This is a genomic window from Lentzea sp. NPDC020367 (assembly GCF_044387305.1).
Classification (GTDB): domain Bacteria; phylum Actinomycetota; class Actinomycetes; order Mycobacteriales; family Pseudonocardiaceae; genus Lentzea.
The window spans coordinates 95,560-112,994 of sequence record NZ_JBIRVV010000007.1 but is presented as its reverse complement, the minus strand read 5'-3'; the positions used below and the strand labels follow the sequence as shown (position 1 = coordinate 112,994).

The following is a 17,435-nucleotide window of genomic DNA, read 5'->3' as shown; positions in this document are numbered from 1 at the left end:
TATCAGCTCAGTTCGTAGATCTCGATCTTCCCGAGCCGATCGGGCCTGACCACGCTCGGGTTCGAGTCCGGCGCGGTCAGGCACACGAGTTTGTCGCCGACGACCGCGACGGCGAAGCACGTCTGCGTCGTCTCCACCTTGTCGGTGATCTTGCCGCCCTCGGTCACCCGGAACACCGCGGGCTGCAACGCGGCAGCCACCCACACGCCGTCCCCGTCGCCCGCGATCCCGTCCGGCGCGATCCCGAACTCCTTCACATCGGCCCACACCCTGCGGTTTTGCAACGATCCGTTGCGGTCGACCGAAAACGAAGTGAGCTGGAACGCAACGGTCTCGGCGACGACCAGGATGGTGCCGCTCTCGGACTCGCCGGTCGGGTCGGGCAGCAGCGCCATGCCGTTCGGGAACTTGAGGTCTTCGGCGGCGACGCTGACGGACCCGTCGGGCTGGACGAGCGCGAGCGCGGCCCCCGGCGGTTCGAAGTCGGGTTCGAGCAGTCGTGCGATGCCGACGTCGTCGATCAGGCCGTGCAGGTCGAAGCCGAAGTTGCCGACGTACGCGCGGCCTTCGGAGTCGACGAGCATGTCGTTCGCGTGGAAGGTCGCGATGTCCGATATATCAGCGTGCAGGACGAGGTCCCCGCCGTTCTCGAGCCTGCGCACCGTCCGGTCGAGCATCGACACGACGAGCAGGCGTCCGTCGGGCAGCCAGCCGAGGCCCGAGGGCTGGCCGTCGAAGGCGACGACGACCTCGTCGTCGCCCGTCGTGAGGTCGAGGGCGTGCACTTCGCCCGCGTAGAAGTCGGAGTAGTAGAGGCGACCGTCAGGACCGCGTCGCGGCCCCTCGCCGAAGTGGAGACCGTCCCGCAGCACCGAGGTATCAGCCATGGGCCTCGACGCTAGACGTGGCCGGCAGGTCCCGCATAGAGCGCAGCGGCGAGAGCAGCAGCCACACCATCCCGCCCACCGAGCCGACGAGCGACACCCACATCGTCGGCACGATCCCGATCCACGAGCCGAGCACCCCGCCGAGCAGCGCGCCCAGAGGCGTCGCGCCCCAGACCACCCAGCGGATCGAGGCGTTCATCCGGCCCAGCAGGTGATCAGGGCAGATCGACTGGCGGTAGCTCACCTGGCCGACGTTGTAGACGACGATCCCGAACGTGCTCACCGCCAGGCAGGCCATCGGGAGCACGAGGCCCCACCCGTCCGAGATGAACGGCAGCGCCAGGGTGAAAGGCCAGGTCAGGACCGGGATGAGCCAGATCATCCTGGCCTGCCCGACGAGCAGTCCGATCCGGTAGGCGAGCGCCGCCCCGAGCACGCCGCCGACGCCTCCGGCGCTGAACACGAGGCCGGCCGTTCCCTCGCTCAGGTTCACGGTCTGCAGCAGGAACAGGATCATCACGGCGTTCTGGATGCCGTGGAAGAAGTTCGAGGTGCCCGTGCAGGCGACGATCATGCGCAGCGTGACGTTGCCGAAGACGAACCGCAGCCCCTCCATGATCTCGCGCCGCAGGTGCGGGTCGGGGTGGCGTTCCGGCGCCGGCTCCACCGTCTTGATCCTGACCAGGAAGAACGCCGAGCTCAGGTAGCCCAGCCCGGTCGCCAGGACGCTGTTGGCCGCGCCCAGGAACTGGGCCGCGTAGCCGCCGATGGCGGGTCCCGACACCTCCGCGACCGACAGGCTGGCCTGCAGTTTCGAGTTGCCCTCGACGAGCTGGCCGCGTCCGACCAGTGACGGCAGGTACGACTGGTAGGCGACGTCGAAGAACACGGTGCAGACGCCGACCGCGAGGCTCACCACGATCAGCTGCGTCAGGCCGAGCAGGCCCAGCCACCACGCGACGGGCACGCTCAGCATCAGGGCGGCGCGGACGACGTCCATCGCGATCATCAGCGGTTTGCGGCGCATGCGGTCGACCCACACGCCCGCGGGCAGGCCGATCACCAGGAACGCCATCGTGCTCGCCGCGGCGAGCAGACCCATCTCGAACGGTGTCGCGTTCAGCACGCCCGCCGCGAGCAGCGGGATGACCGTCATGCCGACGGTCGCGCCGAACTGGCTGATCGTGTCGCCCGTCCAGAGCCTGCGGAAGTCGGGGTGCCCCCAAAGCGCCATGCCGGGAAGTCTGCGCTGAGTGATTGGAAACTGTCAATCACTTAGACTGCGCTCGTGCCACTCTCCCGGAAGCGACGTCCCGCGACGAGCGACGAAGCCGCGGCGCTGAGCTCTGACCTGCGGCTGCGGATGATCCGCATGACGTTCGACCGCCCGCTCACCAACAAGGAGCTGGCCCAGCGGCTGGGCAAGGACCCGGCCACGACTCTGCACCACGTGCGCAAGCTCGTCGCCGCCGGATTCCTGGAGGCGATGCCCTCCCGCGCGGGCAACCGGGGCGCGAAAGAGATCCCCTATCGGTCGACAGGACTGTCCTGGGAGCTCGACAACAGCGAAAATGCGGTCGCCGTCGGCGAGGCGATGCTGCACGCTTTCCTCGGCGAGGTTGCCGACATCGGGCTCAGTGACGTGGATCAGAGCCGTCTGGTCGTCACCGTCGACCCCGAGGAACTAAAGCAGCGGCTCGCGTCGTTGATGGATGAGCTGGCCGCGCAACCGGTCAAGCCGGATGTTCCCCGTGTGGCGATCTACCTCGCGGTGTATCCGGGGGACTAACTGTCCGTGGGACGATGAAGGGCAAATGACGGAAAACATCCAGAGCACAGAGTTCGACCCGGAGTTCGACGCCAAGTGGGAGGAGGACGACTTCTCCACGGGTGATTACGAACGCGTCGAACGCGCCGCGCTGCGCCGTGTCGCGGGACTGTCCACCGAGCTCGAGGACATCACCGAGGTCGAGTACCGGCAGCTCCGCCTGGAGCGGGTCGTGCTCGTCGGGGTGTGGACCGAAGGCACGGCCGCGGACTCCGACGCCTCCATGGCCGAACTCGCCCGCCTCGCCGAGACCGCCGGTTCCGAGGTGCTCGAAGGCGTCGTGCAGCGGCGGGACAAGCCGGACGCGGCGACGTACATCGGCTCCGGCAAGGTCTCCGAGCTGCGCGACGTCGTGCAGTCGACCGGCGCGGACACCGTGATCTGCGACGGCGAGCTCTCGCCAGGCCAGCTGCGTCAACTGGAGGAGAAGCTCAAGGTCAAGGTCATCGACCGCACCGCGCTCATCCTGGACATCTTCGCGCAGCACGCGCAGTCCAAGGAGGGCAAGGCGCAGGTCGAGCTGGCCCAGCTGCAGTACCTGATGCCGCGCCTGCGTGGTTGGGGTGAGTCGTTGTCGCGGCAGGCCGGTGGTCGTGCCGGTGGCGGCAACGGCGGTGTGGGTCTGCGCGGTCCCGGTGAGACCAAGATCGAGACCGACCGTCGTCGGATCCGCGCGCGCATCTCGAAGCTGCGCCGCGAGATCGCCGCGATCGGCGTCATCCGCGAGACCAAGCGGGGTCGCCGCACGGCGAACGAGATCCCGAGCATCGCCATCGCGGGCTACACGAACGCGGGCAAGTCGTCGCTGCTCAACGCGCTGACGGGCGCCGGTGTCCTGGTGGAGGACGCGCTGTTCGCCACCCTCGACCCGACGACGCGCCGCGCGCTGACGCCGGAAGGCCTGCCGTACACGCTGACCGACACGGTCGGCTTCGTCCGGCACCTGCCGCACCAGCTGGTCGAGGCGTTCCGCTCGACCTTGGAGGAGGTCGGCCAGTCCGATCTGCTCGTGCACGTGGTCGACGGCTCCGACGGCATGCCGGAGAAGCAGGTCAAGGCCGTGCGCGAGGTTCTCTCCGAGATCAACGACAAGAGCGACACGCCGATGCCGCGCGAGCTGCTCGTCGTGAACAAGATCGACGCGGTCGGCGACCTGGGCATGGCCCGGTTGCGGCACCTGTTCCCGGACGCGTCGTTCGTGTCGGCGCACTCGGGCCTCGGCATCGAGGAGCTGAAGATCCGCATCGCCGAGCTGATGCCACGTCCTGAGGTCGTGGTCGAGGCTCTCGTGCCGTACGCGCGCGGCGAGGTCGTAGCCCGCGTGCACCGCGACGGCGAGATCCTGTCCGAGAAGCACACGGAGTCGGGCACGCTGCTCAGCGCCCGCGTGCGCCCGGACCTCGCCGGCGTGCTCGAGGAGTTCGCGACGAACGGGACGCCTGCTTGATCCCGCCTCCACCCGTGGACGTGTGCCCGGTAGAAATGCAGGAGCTCTCCGGGCTCACGTCCGACGGCAAGCAGTTCTTCGCGGTCAGCGACAGCGACAACGGCACGCTGCGCATCCAGGTCATGGGCCGCGACTGCGTCGTGACGCGCACGATCACCGCGCCCGTCGACCCCTACGACGTCGAAGACCTGGCGATGACGCCGGACGGCACCCTCTGGGCGTCCGACACCGGCGACAACAACAAGTCCCGCTCCACGGTCGCCTTGCACAAGGTCTCGCCTTCGGGCGCCGTGGAGCGGTTCCGCGTCACGTACCCGGACGGCAAGCACGACGCCGAGGCGTTGCTCATCGACAAGTCCGGCACCCCGTACATCATCACCAAGGAACCCCTCGGTTCCGCGCTGGTATATCGCCCGACGGCCCCGCTCCGAACTGATATATCGGTGCCGTTGGAGCAGGTGGCACGCGTGTCGCTGTCGACGACGGACACCCCGGGCGGCCCGCTGGAAGGCACCCTCGACTCGCGCCTGGTCACCGGCGCCGCCTCCACACCCGACGGCTCCGTCATCGCCCTGCGCACCTACACCGACGCCTACCTCTACCCGGTCCCCGACGGCGACGTCGTCAAGGCGCTGTCCGGCGACCCGGTCCGGGTCCCGCTGCCGAACGAACCCCAGGGCGAGGCCATCGCCTTCGACCCGGACGGCACCCTGCTCTCGGCCTCCGAGGGCGCCGGCACGCCGATCCGCGCCGTGGCGGGCGCCGCGGCCCTGGCTCAGCCACCCCCGCCGACCACCACGACGCCCCCGCCGGCCGAAGACCAGCCCCAGGCGTCCCCTTCGGACTCACCGGGCGGCTCCTGGCAGAACTGGCCCCTGGCACTGACCCTGGGCGGCATCGTGCTCGTCGCCGCCCTGGTCATCGGCCTGCGCTTCCGCCGCCGGGCCTGATTCTCGGGCCTGACTCAGTCCCAGGCGACGGGCATCCGCTCCAGTCCGCCCATCACCAGGCTCGCCCGGTACGGCAACTCGTCCTCGGGCACGGCCAGACGCAGCTTCGGGAACCGCGTGAAGAGCCCGGGAAAGGCGATCTTCAACTCGATCCGCGCGAGGTGCTGGCCGATGCACTGGTGGATGCCGTGCCCGAACGCGAGATGCCCCGCCGTTCCCCGAGCCAGGTCGAGAACGTCCGGATCGGCATACCGAGCCGGATCGCGGTTCGCCGACCCCAACTCGACGAACACCGTGTCACCCGCACGCACGACGACGCCGTCGATCTCGACGTCCTCCACCGCGGTGCGCGCCGTAGCGGGCGTCAAACTGATATATCGGAGCAGCTCCTCGACGGCAGCAGCGGGATCGGCGAGCATCGCCTCCACCCGTGCCTGCTCACGCAGCAACTCCAGCGCGCCGAGCGACAGCATGTTCGTCGTCGTGTCGAGTCCGCCCCCGAGCAACGCCATGCCCATCGCGGCCATCTCGTCGTCGGTCAGCGGTGACCCGTCCGACTCGCCGGACTCCGAGTGGACGAGGTCGCTCAGCACGTCATCCGTCGGCTCCGCCCGCTTCGCCGCGACCATCTCCAGCATGAACCGCTGTAGCCGCTCGAACGCCTCGAACATCGCCACGGCTTCATCGGCTCCAGCACCACCACTGGCCCCGGTCAGCACCATCGCGTCCTGCTGAAACTCCCTGCGCCGCTCGTACGGAACCCCCAGCAACTCGCAGATCATCAGACCCGGCACCGGCACCGCGAAGTGCTTGACCAGATCCGCCGGCGATCCCTGCGCCGCCAGCGCGTCCAGATGCTCGCCCGTGATCACCTCGAGCCGCTCGGCGAGCAACCGCATCCGCCGCACGGTGAACTGACCGGTCAGCCGGCTCCGGTAGCGGGTGTGCTCCGGCGGGTCGTGATCGGTGAACGCACCAGGCGGCGTCGGCGGCGCGTCACCGGGACTCCCCGGCCCGAACGGGTTGTGCATCAGATCCGGCCGGATGCTGAACCGACCGTCTGCGAGCACGGCGCGCACAGTCGCGTGGTCGTGCGCGCGCCAGCCGACATGCCCGTCCGGGTACGTCATCGGACTCAAGGCCATTGCTCCCCCTTGCAACGAGGTCTTTCCCCTCCCTGCAAGCTAAAAACGTTTGCGGACGAAGTCAAAAGACTCATTGCAATGGCTTGAGGTGCAAGGCAACATGGTGTTGTGCCTGGTAAGCGCCTAGACGAAGAAGAGCGGCAGCTCATCGCCCAGTTCCTCTGGGACGGGCTGGGGTACTCCGAGATCGGGAGGCGGTTGCAAAGGCCTGCCTCGACGATCCAGCGCGAGGTGACCCGCAACGGCGGCCACAACAACTACCGGCCGGGTGCCGCGCACCGGGCGGCGAGTGAACGGGCGATGCGCCGGATGCCTGCCGTCGACGAACTCGACGTCGATGACGAGGCGTACTCGTTCGACCGCAGTCCGGGGGAGGTGCAGGAGTTCCACCTGAGGCTGGTCGGCGTGTTCCGGCAGACCGGGCTGACGCTCACGGCGGCGCGGATCCTCGCGGAGATCTTCATGACCGACAAGGGCAGCCTGTCCGCGACGGAACTGGTGCTGCGGCTGTCGGTCAGCCCGGCGACCGTCTCGCGGTCGACGAGCTACCTGCAGGAGATCGACCTGCTGCACAGCGAGCGCGACGGCAAGCGCGTGCGCTACTTCCTGGGCGACGACCTCTGGTACCGGGCGTGGCTGTCGAGCGCGCAGCGCAACTCGGTCTGGGCGCACACAGGACTGGAGGGTGCCGAGATCTTCGGTCTCGGCACCCCGGTGGGAGCCCGCCTCAAGGACATGGGCCAGTTCTTCGCGTTCGTCGTGGTGGACATGGAGTCCACCCGGCAGAAGTGGCTCGACTTCTTCGAGAAGAAGAAGCGGGCCCGCGGCGAGGTTACGGAAGACGCCTGAGCACGGTCACGACCTTGCCCAGGATGGTGGCCTCGTCGCCGTTGATCGGCTGGTAGGCCGTGTTGTGCGGCATCAGCCACACGTGGCCGTCCCTGCGCTTGAACGTCTTCACGGTCGCCTCGCCGTCGATCATGGCGGCGACGATCTCGCCCTGGTCGGCGGTGGGCTGCTTGCGGATCACGACCCAGTCGCCGTCGGTGATCGCGGCGTCGATCATCGAGTCACCGACGACGCGCAGCAGGAACAGCTCGCCCTCGCCGACGATCTCGCGTGGCAGCGGGAACACGTCCTCGATCGACTCCTCGGCCAGGATCGGGCCACCGGCCGCGATCCGGCCGAGCATCGGCACGTAGGCGGGCGTCGGCTTGGACATCGGGTCGAGACCGGCGTCGATCTCGTTGGGCAGCATCCCGACCGCGCGCGGGCGGTTCGGGTCGCGGCGCAGGAAACCTTTTCGCTCCAGCGCGCGCAGTTGATAGGCGACCGACGAGGTCGACGTGAGACCCACGGCCTCACCGATCTCGCGCACGCTCGGCGGGTAGCCGAAACGGTCGACCCAATCGCGGATCACGTCGAGCACCTTGCGCTGACGCAGAGTCAGGCCGGCGTTTCCCGCGATCTCGGCCACCTGTGTGTCCACAAGAGCGGGATCCGGGTCGATCGTCTTGCCTGCCACGGTCGCTGTCCTCCTCGCCGCCCCCAGTTCGAATGGGAATCCGGCCTCCGTCGATCTTCGTGGTCGACGGTAGTCGTGTTTGCTGCACAGATCAAACACCTGTTCGAGGTATTTGGGCGCGTGTTGTGGCGTTCGGAGAGTCGGTCTGGTAGAAATTCGCACGGACGTTCGATCGAACCCCTGTTCGATCATGGTGGTTGACCTGCGATGGAGGTCGTGATGGCGGTTCTCGTCGAGAAGCGGATGCGGGTAGTCGAAGACGCGGACGTCGCAGCGGGACGTCCACTCCGTTCGGGTCCCCGTGTCATGCCGCGCAGGCCCGCGACCAAGCCGCGCCCGGTCGCTGTGCCCGCGTCGCGCGAGTCGAGTTCGTGTGAGGTCCGGCCGAAGCGCGAGTCGGTGTTCGAACTCATCGCGGTCGGCGTGTTGAGCGCGCTGACGGTCGTCGCGCTCGGCGTGCTCTACCTACAGCAGGCGGGGGTCACCCCGTAGGCCTGCCCCTACATCTTGTGTTTCCGGCGCCCGGCGTGACGTGTTCTCTCCGTCATGTGCGGGCGTCGTTGCGTAATCACCGCTGATCGTCGGCGGTTCGCCCAACAGGGTGACACGCGACGCGCCGTGTCGAGTTGCGTCGGCGTCCGCTGCGATCTAGGTTCTACCCCTACATCTAGTGGTTCCACCGTTGTAAGTAGTCCACAGGTTGTGGGTAACCCGACCAGTGTGGCTGCTGCGGTGAGTGCTGCGCTGGGAAGGGGTGAGGTGGCGTGCGGTGTCCGTTCTGCCGTCATTCGGACTCGCGGGTGGTCGACTCCCGTGAGGTCGACGAGGGACAGGTGATCCGTCGTCGCCGCTCCTGCAACAGCTGCAGCCGCAGGTTCACCACGGTCGAAGAAGCGGTTCTCGCCGTGGTCAAGCGCTCCGGCGTGACGGAGCCGTTCAGCCGCGACAAGGTGGTCGTCGGTGTGCGCAGGGCGTGCCAGGGCCGCCCGGTCGACGAGGACGCGTTCCAGCAACTCGCCCAGCGGGTGGAAGAGTCGATCCGGTCGACCGGATGCGCGGAAATCGCCAGTCACGAGGTAGGCCTCGCCATTCTCGGCCCCCTGCGTGAGCTCGACGAGGTCGCTTATCTGCGCTTCGCGAGCGTTTACAGGTCCTTCTCGTCCGTAGAGGACTTCGAGAAGGAAATTCTTGATCTTCGCACTGCGAGAGCCGAGGAAGCACCGGCCGAGCAGTGATCCACGCGCACCAGAGCGCGTGAGACAACCATCTTTTCTAAGCACCAGCACGAGGGAGATCCACCGTGACCGAGACCGTCGGCGGCTCAGCCAAGAAGACAGCCGCACGGGCGGCTGCGAAGCCTGCCGCGCTGAAGATTCAGCGCGTCTACACCACCGAAGGCCGCCACCCCTATGACGAGGTCACCTGGGAGCGCCGCGACGTCGTCATGACGAACTGGCGCGACGGCTCGGTGAACTTCGAGCAGCGCGGTGTCGAGTTCCCCGAGTTCTGGTCGGTGAACGCCACCAACATCGTCACCAGCAAGTACTTCCGCGGTGCCGTCGGCAGCGAGAAGCGCGAGCAGTCGCTGCGCCAGCTGATCGACCGCGTCGTGAAGACCTACGTGGGCGCCGGCCGCGAGCACGGCTACTTCACCGGTGAGCAGGACGCCGAGATCTTCGAGCACGAGCTCACCTACATGCTTCTGCACCAGGTGTTCAGCTTCAACTCGCCGGTGTGGTTCAACGTCGGCACCAGCTCGCCGCAGCAGGTCAGCGCGTGCTTCATCCTCGCGGTCGACGACACGATGGAGTCGATCCTCAACTGGTACCGCGAGGAGGGCCTGATCTTCAAGGGCGGCTCCGGTGCCGGCCTGAACCTCTCGCGCATCCGTTCCTCGAAGGAGCTGCTGTCCTCCGGCGGCACCGCGTCGGGCCCGGTGTCGTTCATGCGCGGCGCCGACGCGTCCGCGGGCACCATCAAGTCCGGTGGCGCCACCCGCCGCGCGGCCAAGATGGTCGTCCTCGACGTCGACCACCCGGACGTCGTGGAGTTCATCGAGACCAAGGCGCGCGAAGAGGACAAGATCCGCGCGCTGCGGGACGCCGGGTTCGACATGGACCTCGGCGGCGCGGACATCGTGTCGGTGCAGTACCAGAACGCGAACAACTCGATCCGCGTGTCGGACGAGTTCATGCACGCCTACGAGAGCGGCAACGACTTCGGTCTGCGCGGCCGTCAGACCGGCGAGGTCATCGAGCGCGTCGACGCCAAGGAGCTGTTCGGCAAGCTCGCGAAGGCCGCGTGGGAGTGCGCCGACCCCGGCATCCAGTACGACGACACGATCAACGACTGGCACACCTGCCCCGAGTCGGGCCGCATCACCGCGTCCAACCCGTGCTCGGAGTACATGCACCTCGACAACTCGAGCTGCAACCTCGCGTCGCTGAACCTGATGAAGTTCCTGAGCGACGACGGCAAGTTCGACGCCGTCACGTTCGCCAAGGCCGTCGAGCTGATCATCACCGCGATGGACATCTCGATCTGCTTCGCGGACTTCCCGACCGAGCCGATCGCGGACACCACCCGCAAGTTCCGCCAGCTCGGCATCGGCTACGCCAACCTCGGCGCGCTGCTCATGGCCACCGGCCACGCGTACGACTCCGAGGGCGGCCGCGCGCTCGCCGCGACCATCACCTCGCTGATGACCGGTGTCTCGTACCGCCGTTCCGCCGAGCTCGCGGGCATGGTCGGCGCGTACGACGGTTACAAGCGCAACGCCACGGCGCACCAGCGCGTCATGCGCAAGCACGCCGCGGCCAACGACCTGATCCGCACCTACGGCGGCAACGACTCGGCGACGCACAAGGTCGCGACCGAGGCGTGGCAGCAGTCGCTCGAGATCGGCGCGAAGAACGGCTGGCGCAACGCCCAGGCGTCCGTGCTGGCCCCGACCGGCACCATCGGCCTGATGATGGACTGCGACACCACCGGTATCGAGCCGGACCTGGCCCTGGTCAAGTTCAAGAAGCTCGTCGGCGGCGGCTCGATGCAGATCGTCAACCAGACGGTGCCGCGCGCGCTCAAGTCCCTGGGCTACCTGGACGAGCAGGTCGAGGCGATCGTCGAGTTCATCGGCGAGCACGGCCACGTCGTCGACGCGCCGGGTCTGCGCCGCGAGCACTACGAGGTCTTCGACTGCGCCATGGGCGAGCGTTCGATCGCGCCCATGGGCCACGTGCGGATGATGGCGGCCACGCAGCCGTTCCTGTCCGGCGCGATCTCCAAGACGGTCAACATGCCCGAGGCGGCGACGATCGCCGACGTCGAGGAGATCTACTACCAGGGCTGGAAGCTCGGCCTGAAGGCGCTCGCGATCTACCGCGACAACTGCAAGGTCGGCCAGCCGCTGTCGGCCGGCAAGGGCGCGAACAAGGGCGCGGAGGCCAAGGCCGCCGAAACGGTCGTCGAGTACCGCCCGGTCCGCAAGCGCCTGCCGAAGAAGCGCCCGTCGCAGACCGTGTCGTTCACGGTCGGTGGCGCCGAGGGCTACCTGCACGCCGGTTCCTACCCGGACAACGGCCTGGGCGAGATCTTCGTCAAGCTGGGCAAGCAGGGCTCCACGCTGGCCGGCGTGATGGACGCGTTCTCGATGTCCATCTCGGTGGGTCTGCAGTACGGCATCCCGCTGGAGTTCTACGTCTCGAAGTTCCAGAACCTGCGCTTCGAGCCGGCGGGCATGACCGACGACCCGGACGTGCGCATCGCGACGTCGGTGCTGGACTACCTGTTCCGCCGCCTGGCGCTGGACTACCTGTCCTACGACAAGCGCGCGCAGCTCGGCATCTTCACCGCCGACGAGCGTTCGGCGCAGGTGGCCGGCGAGTACGGCGCGCCCGTGTCGTCCGACGTGGACCTCGAGGGTCTGCGTGGATCGGTGGAGGCCGCTCCGAAGCAGGTCGAGGCCGCCGTCGAGACGCCGAAGCACGTCGGTAGCTCCACCGAGCTGCTGGAGCTGCACCTGGGCAAGGCCGCTGACGCGCCGCTGTGCATGACCTGCGGCACGAAGATGCGTCCGGCCGGCTCGTGCTACCTGTGCGAGGGCTGCGGCAGCACGTCCGGCTGCAGCTGATAGCTGGAGCTAGAACCAGTAACTGATGCGACGGACCGTCACGGCAGCTTGATGCCGTGACGGTCCGCCAGCTTCTTCTCGATCTCCGCGATCACGCACGCGATCGTCGACGGGTTGAGCCTGCCCTCCCCGAAGCGAACGACGGTCTTCGCGAACTCGTCCGCCGCCAGCGCCCGGCATTCGGCGTTCAACGAGCGGTGGTCGACCTCCGCCTCCCTGAAGCACTCCAGCGGCTTGCGGCCGAAGATCGTCTCGAACTCCTCCCAGCCGCGCAGCGTCCAGTACGTGTCGCTGGACGACGTGGACGTCGCGCGCAGCCACCGCCACAGGTACTGCGGATCCACGTGGCTCGGCGACTCGCCGACGCAGCGCCCGCACAGCAGCACCACGTTGTCCGTGGTGCGACTGCCACCCATTGACGCAGGCACGACAAGGTGTTGCTCCAGTGAGGACCTGTAACCGCAGCGCCAGCAGCGTTCGTGGGCGGTGCTCCAGTCGAGGCTGAGTTCGACCTCGTGCTCGACCCAGTACGCGACGATCTGCCGGTTGCTGATGCTCATGTGGTCCTCTCCCCAGTCTTTGACTCCCCTGTCGGTCATGAAGGCGATTCCGTTTCGCCTACCCGCAACTGATAGAACATCTCGCATTAAGGGGGAGAGATGCGTTCGTTCGACGACTTACGCCGCTACCTGCTCGGTCAGCTCAACGCCGCTGTCCGGCGTCCCGGCATGTACGGCGGTGAGGCGGTGATCCTCACCCTGCTGGACGCGCTGGCGTTCGCCGACGACCGCACGGACCGGTGGCAGATCGAGCTGGACGCGCTGGTGAAGCGCGGCGCGGCGAACGCGGCGATGGTCAGCGGCGCGGTGCACGAGGCGCTCGGGCACCGCAGCGAGGACGTCATGGCGTCGGTGTACGCGGATCTCGCGCACCGCCAGGGCTGGCTGTCGCTCGACGCCGACAGCCGCATCCCCGGTGTGCTGGGCGAACGGGACTGCCTGCTCGACGACGTGATCGCCGAGTACGGCGAGCCGCCGTTGTGGCTGGGCGGCACGAATCCCAAGTACTCGAAGACGCTCGGCTACCCGGACCGGTCGGGGTCGCTGGTGTTCTTCCACTTCATGCCGGAGATGCGGCTGATGGCGACCCGGCGCGGCGACGGAGGCTTCCGCGACAGCTTCGTCTTCACCCCTGCGGGGCTGTCGCGCTGACGATGTCCGCGAACTCGGCGATGAGCGGCGTGTGCCGGTGCGCCGACCACGCCAGCGCGACCTCGTTCGGCGCGATGTCCTCGATCGGCACGTGCACGAGGTCCTCGCGCGAGTAGAACGTCGCCGTCGACAACGGCAGGATCGCCACCCCGCCGTGCATCGCGACGTGCTCCAGCTTCTCCTCGACGGACCGGATCCCCGGCGTGCTCGTGTGCTGCACGCGCCGCTCGCCGGACAGGTCCGCCTCCAGCACGCTTTCCTTGCCCGCCAACCGATGCGTCGCCGGCAGCACGGCGACGCGCGGCTCCTCGAACAACGGCACGATCCTCAGCCCGTCCGCCGGCACCGGCAGCCGCACGTAGCCGGCGTCGACGCGGCCGTCGTGGATCACCTCGACCTGGTCGTCCCACGTCGTGCGCCGCACGTCGACCCGCAGACCGGGGTGCCGTGACGCCAGCAGCCGCGCGGCGGGCGTGACGATCAGTCCCGGCATGAACCCGACGGTGAACGTGTCCGCCACTCCCACGCGCCGCAGCAGCGCCGAAGCCTGCGCGAGCAACGGCCGTGCGTCGCTCAATAGCTGTTCGCCACCAGGCGTCAGCGCCGTCCCTTTCGAGGAACGATCGAACAGCCGCACCTTGAGCTCGGTCTCCAGCGCGCGGATCTGCCGCGACAGCACCGGCTGCGCGATGTGCAGGGCCTCGGCGGCGCGGCCGAAGTTCAGATGCTCCGCGACCGCCACGAAGTACCGCAGCTTCCGCAGGTCCAAATCCATGTGCCCAGAGTAGGCCAAACCGGTAAAATCGCAGGTGATGCGCATAGTTCTGCACACTCGTGCGCGCCTGGACCTCGCATACGCCTCGCTCGACGGGCTCTCCGTCGGCGACGCTCTGGGCGCACAGTTCTTCATGGTCGGCCGCTCGTTGCCCGACCTCGTGGCCGGCAAGCCGCCACGAGGCCCGTGGGAGTGGACCGACGACACCGAAATGGCCTGCAACCTCGTCGCCGAGCTTCGTGATCACGGCGACGTCGACCAGACCCGGCTGGCGGCGACGTTCGCCGATCGCTGCGAGCCCTACCGCGGTTACGGCGCGGGGGCTTTCACCATCCTGCGCAAGATTCGCCAGGGCACACCGTGGAAAGAGGCAGCCTCCAGCGCGTTCGACGGGCAGGGTTCGTGCGGCAACGGCGCCGCGATGCGGATCGCACCGTTGGGCGCGTACTTCGCCGACGACCCTCAAACCGTTACGACGCAGGCGATCCGGGCCAGCGAGGTGACGCACCAGCATCCAGAGGGCGTCATGGGCGGCCTCGCGGTGGCACACGCGTCGGCCGTCGCAGCCAGGGCGCGGCTGACCGGTGCGCCACCACGCGATCTGCTCGGGACGGTGCTCGACCACCTCGAAGACTCGTTCGTGCGCAAGGGGATCGAGAAGGCGCGCAAGATCGACAATGCCGAAGAAGCCGCGTACGTCCTCGGCAACGGCTCGCGCGTGACGGCGCAGGACACCGTGCCGTTCACGCTCTGGGTCGCGGACCGCCACCTCGGCGACTACCGCGCCGCCATCACGACGTGCGTCCGGGCAGGTGGCGACGTCGACACCACGGCCGCGATCGTCGGTGGCATCGTCGCGAACCCGCCGGAGCAGTGGCGGCAGGAACGTGAGCCGCTCCCGGACTGGGTGAGTCGCTCTGAACAGGAACTTTGACCTCTGCGGAGTGATTTATTCATCACGTGTTGAGTTTTCGGCCGAACGCTCGTAACCTCTTCCTCAGCGGAACCTGGAGGGGTAACCATGGCGCTCACGATCGACTTCAAGTCCATCGACGGCACGATGCTCGCCGCAGTCGGCGGCAAGGCCGCGAACCTCGGTGAGCTCACCAGCGCCGGCCTGCCGGTGCCGCAGGGCTTCTGCGTCACCACGGACGCCTACCGCGCCGTCGCGCAGGCCGACGAACTGGCGAGCACCACTCCGGAGAACGCCCGCAGGACGTTGCTGGAAACCGCTGTGCCGCAAGAAATCCGGGACGTGATCGTTGCCGAGTACCGCGAGCTCGGCAACGACGTACCCGTGGCTGTCCGATCCAGCGCCACGGCCGAGGACCTGCCGTTCGCGAGCTTCGCGGGCCAGCAGGACACGTTCCTCAACGTCGTGGGCGAGGACGCGGTGGTCGACGCCGTGCGCCGGTGCTGGGCCTCGCTGTGGACAGATCGCGCGGTCAGTTACCGCGACACGAACGGCATCGACCACACCACGACCTACCTGGCCGTTGTCGTGCAACGGATGGTGCAGTCCGCGGTGTCCGGCGTGATGTTCACGGCGAACCCGGTCACCGGCACGCGCGACCAGATCGTCATCGACGCGAGCCCCGGTCTCGGTGAGGCCGTGGTGTCCGGCGCGGTCAACCCCGACCACTTCGTCGTCGACGGCGGTGAGATCGTCGAGAAGCGCCTGGGGGACAAGAAGTTCGTCATCCGCTCGCTGCCCGGCGGCGGCACCGAACACCTCGAAGTCGCTGAGAGCGAAGAACAATGCCTCACCGACGGGCAGATCCACGCGCTCGCCGTCCTCGGCCGCAAGGTGCAGCAGCACTACGGCTCGCCGCAGGACACCGAGTGGGCGATCGACGACGAAGGGGACCTGCACCTCACCCAGGCGCGCCCGATCACGACGCTGTTCCCGTTGCCGGACAACCCGGACGGCAACGCGCACGTCTACTTCTGCTTCAGTCTCGCGCAGGGGCTAGAACGCCCGATCACGCCGATGGGGCGCGCGGCGTTCCGGGAGATCGCCAAGTCCGCCTTGGAGATCGTGATCGGAGACCCGAAGAGCAAGTCCTATGTGGAGGCCGGCGAGCGCATCTTCTTCGACGCCACGAAGGCGTTGCAGAGCAAGGTGGGCCGCGTGTTCGTCACGCGCCTGCTCGGTGTGATGGAGGCGCGCTCCTCCGAGGTGTTGCGCGGCCTGTTCGACGACCCGAGGTTCGCGATCAGGAACTCCTCGCCGGCGCCCGCCCTGAAGCGCGTTCTCCGGCTCGCCCGCCGCTTCCACGTACCTGTGACCGCGATGAAGGCGCTGGCGAACCCCGAGAAGGCCGTGCGGAACGCGCTGCTGCTGGAGCGCGAGGTCCTGCAGAAGTCCGCGGCCCTCCCGATCGAGCAGGCGTTGCAGCAGTGCGTCGTGCCCGTGCTTCCTCGGCTCGCGCCCACCGCGTTGATCGGGTTCGCGATGCTCGGCCTGGTCGGCAAAATCGTGAAGACCAGGCCGGGGGAGCTGCAGACCGTGCTGCGCGGCCTGCCGAACAACATCACCACCGAGATGGACATGGCGATGTGGGACCTGGCGCAGGAGATCCGCCACGACCCCGTCGCGCTGCGGCAGTTCCAGAACGGCGAACGTCCTGCCGCGCTCGACCGGTTCCTCGCGCGGTGGGGCCATCGCGCCGTCGCCGAGATCGACCTGGGCCTGCCGAGGTGGTCCGACGACCCGGCGCACGTCATCGGCGTCGTGAAGAACTTCCTGCGCCTGGAAGAAGGCCAGGCCCACCCGGACGTGGTCTTCGCCCGTGGCGCCGCCGAGGCCGAGGCGATGATCGACACGCTCGCCCGCCGCGCGTGGGGCCGTGGCTGGTTCGTGCGCTTCGCGTTGCGCCGCACCAGGTTGCTCGCCGGTCTGCGGGAGTACCCGAAGTACCTGGTCATCACGTTGTTCGGCGCGCTGCGGAAGCGCGTCGCCGACATCGGTGCCCAGCTCGTCGCGGCCGACCGCCTCGACACCACGGACGACGTGTTCTTCCTGAACTTCGAGGAAATGCGCTCCCCGCAAGGAGATCTGCGCCCGCTCGTGGTCGAGCGCCGTGAGGTCTACAGCCGCGAGATGCGACGCAGGCACATCCCGCGTGTATTGCTGTCGGACGGCACGGAACCCGAAGCGGTGCACCACGGCGCCGCGGTGGAGGGCGATCTCGTCGGCACGCCGGCGTCGGCGGGCACGATCACCGGTGTCGCGCGCGTTGTCATGGACCCGGTCGGCGCGCATCTCGAACCCGGCGAGATCCTCGTGGCACCGTCGACCGATCCCGGCTGGACACCGCTGTTCCTGACGGCGGGCGGCCTGGTGATGGAGATGGGCGGCGCGAACTCGCACGGCGCGGTCGTGGCGCGGGAGTACGGGATTCCGGCGGTCGTGGGCGTGCGCGAGGCCGTGACGAGGATCAAGACCGGCGAGCGGATCACCGTGGACGGTGCCACCGGCGCGGTTCTGCTGGAACAGCCTGTTGACGCGTCATCGGGGCAACCGAACGCGTAATGT

General features: G+C 68.1%; 16 protein-coding genes. 10 read left to right on the top strand and 6 right to left on the bottom strand.

Going from position 1 to position 17,435, the window contains the following annotated elements:
- Positions 1 to 2 precede the first annotated feature (2 nt).
- Positions 3 to 887: an SMP-30/gluconolactonase/LRE family protein gene (locus ACH413_RS28710; protein WP_360043291.1), complete on the bottom strand. Its 885-nt coding sequence runs from the start codon at positions 885 to 887 to the stop codon at positions 3 to 5.
- The gene (locus ACH413_RS28705) at positions 880 to 2,121 is read right to left on the bottom strand and encodes an MFS transporter (protein WP_360043294.1); all 1,242 of its coding nucleotides are present in this window, start codon (positions 2,119 to 2,121) and stop codon (positions 880 to 882) included. The genes ACH413_RS28710 and ACH413_RS28705 overlap by 8 nt, the downstream gene beginning before the upstream one ends.
- A 54-nt stretch (positions 2,122 to 2,175) precedes the next feature.
- On the opposite strand from ACH413_RS28705, the gene ACH413_RS28700 reads away from it, so the two are divergent.
- From ACH413_RS28700 to ACH413_RS28690, 3 genes are read left to right on the top strand one after another with little or no spacing between them, the layout of a single operon-like run.
- On the top strand, positions 2,176 to 2,676 hold the full coding sequence (locus tag ACH413_RS28700) for a winged helix-turn-helix domain-containing protein (protein ID WP_360043297.1): 501 nt from the start codon (positions 2,176 to 2,178) through the stop codon (positions 2,674 to 2,676).
- 25 nt (positions 2,677 to 2,701) lie between these two features.
- Positions 2,702 to 4,162 (top strand): GTPase HflX, encoded by a 1,461-nt coding sequence (gene hflX / locus ACH413_RS28695; RefSeq protein ID WP_360043300.1) that lies wholly within the window; start codon positions 2,702 to 2,704, stop codon positions 4,160 to 4,162.
- Between the two features lie 35 nt (positions 4,163 to 4,197).
- A complete protein-coding gene (locus ACH413_RS28690; protein ID WP_360043303.1) occupies positions 4,198 to 5,112 on the top strand; it encodes a hypothetical protein in 915 nt (304 codons plus the stop codon).
- Positions 5,113 to 5,126: 14 nt separating this feature from the next.
- Here ACH413_RS28690 and ACH413_RS28685 read toward each other — a convergent pair whose 3' ends face one another.
- On the bottom strand, positions 5,127 to 6,257 hold the full coding sequence (locus ACH413_RS28685) for a cytochrome P450 (protein ID WP_360043306.1): 1,131 nt from the start codon (positions 6,255 to 6,257) through the stop codon (positions 5,127 to 5,129).
- Between the two features lie 108 nt (positions 6,258 to 6,365).
- On the opposite strand from ACH413_RS28685, the gene ACH413_RS28680 reads away from it, so the two are divergent.
- Complete coding sequence (locus tag ACH413_RS28680) at positions 6,366 to 7,106, top strand: helix-turn-helix domain-containing protein (protein WP_360043309.1); 741 nt, start codon at positions 6,366 to 6,368, stop codon at positions 7,104 to 7,106.
- On the opposite strand, the gene lexA is transcribed toward ACH413_RS28680, so the two are convergent.
- A complete protein-coding gene (gene lexA / locus ACH413_RS28675; protein ID WP_396425377.1) occupies positions 7,090 to 7,767 on the bottom strand; it encodes a transcriptional repressor LexA in 678 nt (225 codons plus the stop codon). The genes ACH413_RS28680 and lexA overlap by 17 nt on opposite strands.
- Positions 7,768 to 8,001: 234 nt before the next feature.
- Between lexA and ACH413_RS28670 the strand changes: the two genes are divergently transcribed.
- From ACH413_RS28670 to ACH413_RS28660, 3 genes are all read left to right on the top strand, one after another.
- Positions 8,002 to 8,274, top strand: coding sequence for a hypothetical protein (locus ACH413_RS28670; protein WP_360043312.1), 273 nt, complete (start codon positions 8,002 to 8,004; stop codon positions 8,272 to 8,274).
- Positions 8,275 to 8,546: 272 nt separating this feature from the next.
- Positions 8,547 to 9,017, top strand: a complete 471-nt coding sequence (gene nrdR, locus ACH413_RS28665; RefSeq protein ID WP_030464916.1) for a transcriptional regulator NrdR — start codon at positions 8,547 to 8,549, stop codon at positions 9,015 to 9,017.
- A gap of 65 nt (positions 9,018 to 9,082) precedes the next feature.
- Positions 9,083 to 11,911, top strand: a complete 2,829-nt coding sequence (locus ACH413_RS28660; protein ID WP_360043315.1) for a vitamin B12-dependent ribonucleotide reductase — start codon at positions 9,083 to 9,085, stop codon at positions 11,909 to 11,911.
- Between the two features lie 38 nt (positions 11,912 to 11,949).
- Here the strand turns inward: ACH413_RS28660 and ACH413_RS28655 are convergent, their stop codons facing one another.
- The gene (locus ACH413_RS28655; RefSeq protein WP_360043318.1) at positions 11,950 to 12,471 is read right to left on the bottom strand and encodes an HNH endonuclease; all 522 of its coding nucleotides are present in this window, start codon (positions 12,469 to 12,471) and stop codon (positions 11,950 to 11,952) included.
- 99 nt (positions 12,472 to 12,570) lie between these two features.
- Between ACH413_RS28655 and ACH413_RS28650 the strand changes: the two genes are divergently transcribed.
- Positions 12,571 to 13,122 (top strand): hypothetical protein, encoded by a 552-nt coding sequence (locus ACH413_RS28650; RefSeq protein WP_360043321.1) that lies wholly within the window; start codon positions 12,571 to 12,573, stop codon positions 13,120 to 13,122.
- On the opposite strand, the gene ACH413_RS28645 is transcribed toward ACH413_RS28650, so the two are convergent.
- Positions 13,097 to 13,897: a LysR substrate-binding domain-containing protein gene (locus ACH413_RS28645; protein ID WP_360043324.1), complete on the bottom strand. Its 801-nt coding sequence runs from the start codon at positions 13,895 to 13,897 to the stop codon at positions 13,097 to 13,099. The genes ACH413_RS28650 and ACH413_RS28645 overlap by 26 nt on opposite strands.
- 37 nt (positions 13,898 to 13,934) lie before the next feature.
- Here ACH413_RS28645 and ACH413_RS28640 point away from each other — a divergent pair, with 37 nt between their 5' ends.
- Together ACH413_RS28640 and ACH413_RS28635 are read left to right on the top strand one after the other, a co-directional pair.
- The gene (locus ACH413_RS28640) at positions 13,935 to 14,831 is read left to right on the top strand and encodes an ADP-ribosylglycohydrolase family protein (protein ID WP_360043327.1); all 897 of its coding nucleotides are present in this window, start codon (positions 13,935 to 13,937) and stop codon (positions 14,829 to 14,831) included.
- Positions 14,832 to 14,918: 87 nt separating this feature from the next.
- Positions 14,919 to 17,432, top strand: a complete 2,514-nt coding sequence (locus tag ACH413_RS28635; RefSeq protein WP_360043330.1) for a PEP/pyruvate-binding domain-containing protein — start codon at positions 14,919 to 14,921, stop codon at positions 17,430 to 17,432.
- Positions 17,433 to 17,435: the final 3 nt, after the last annotated feature.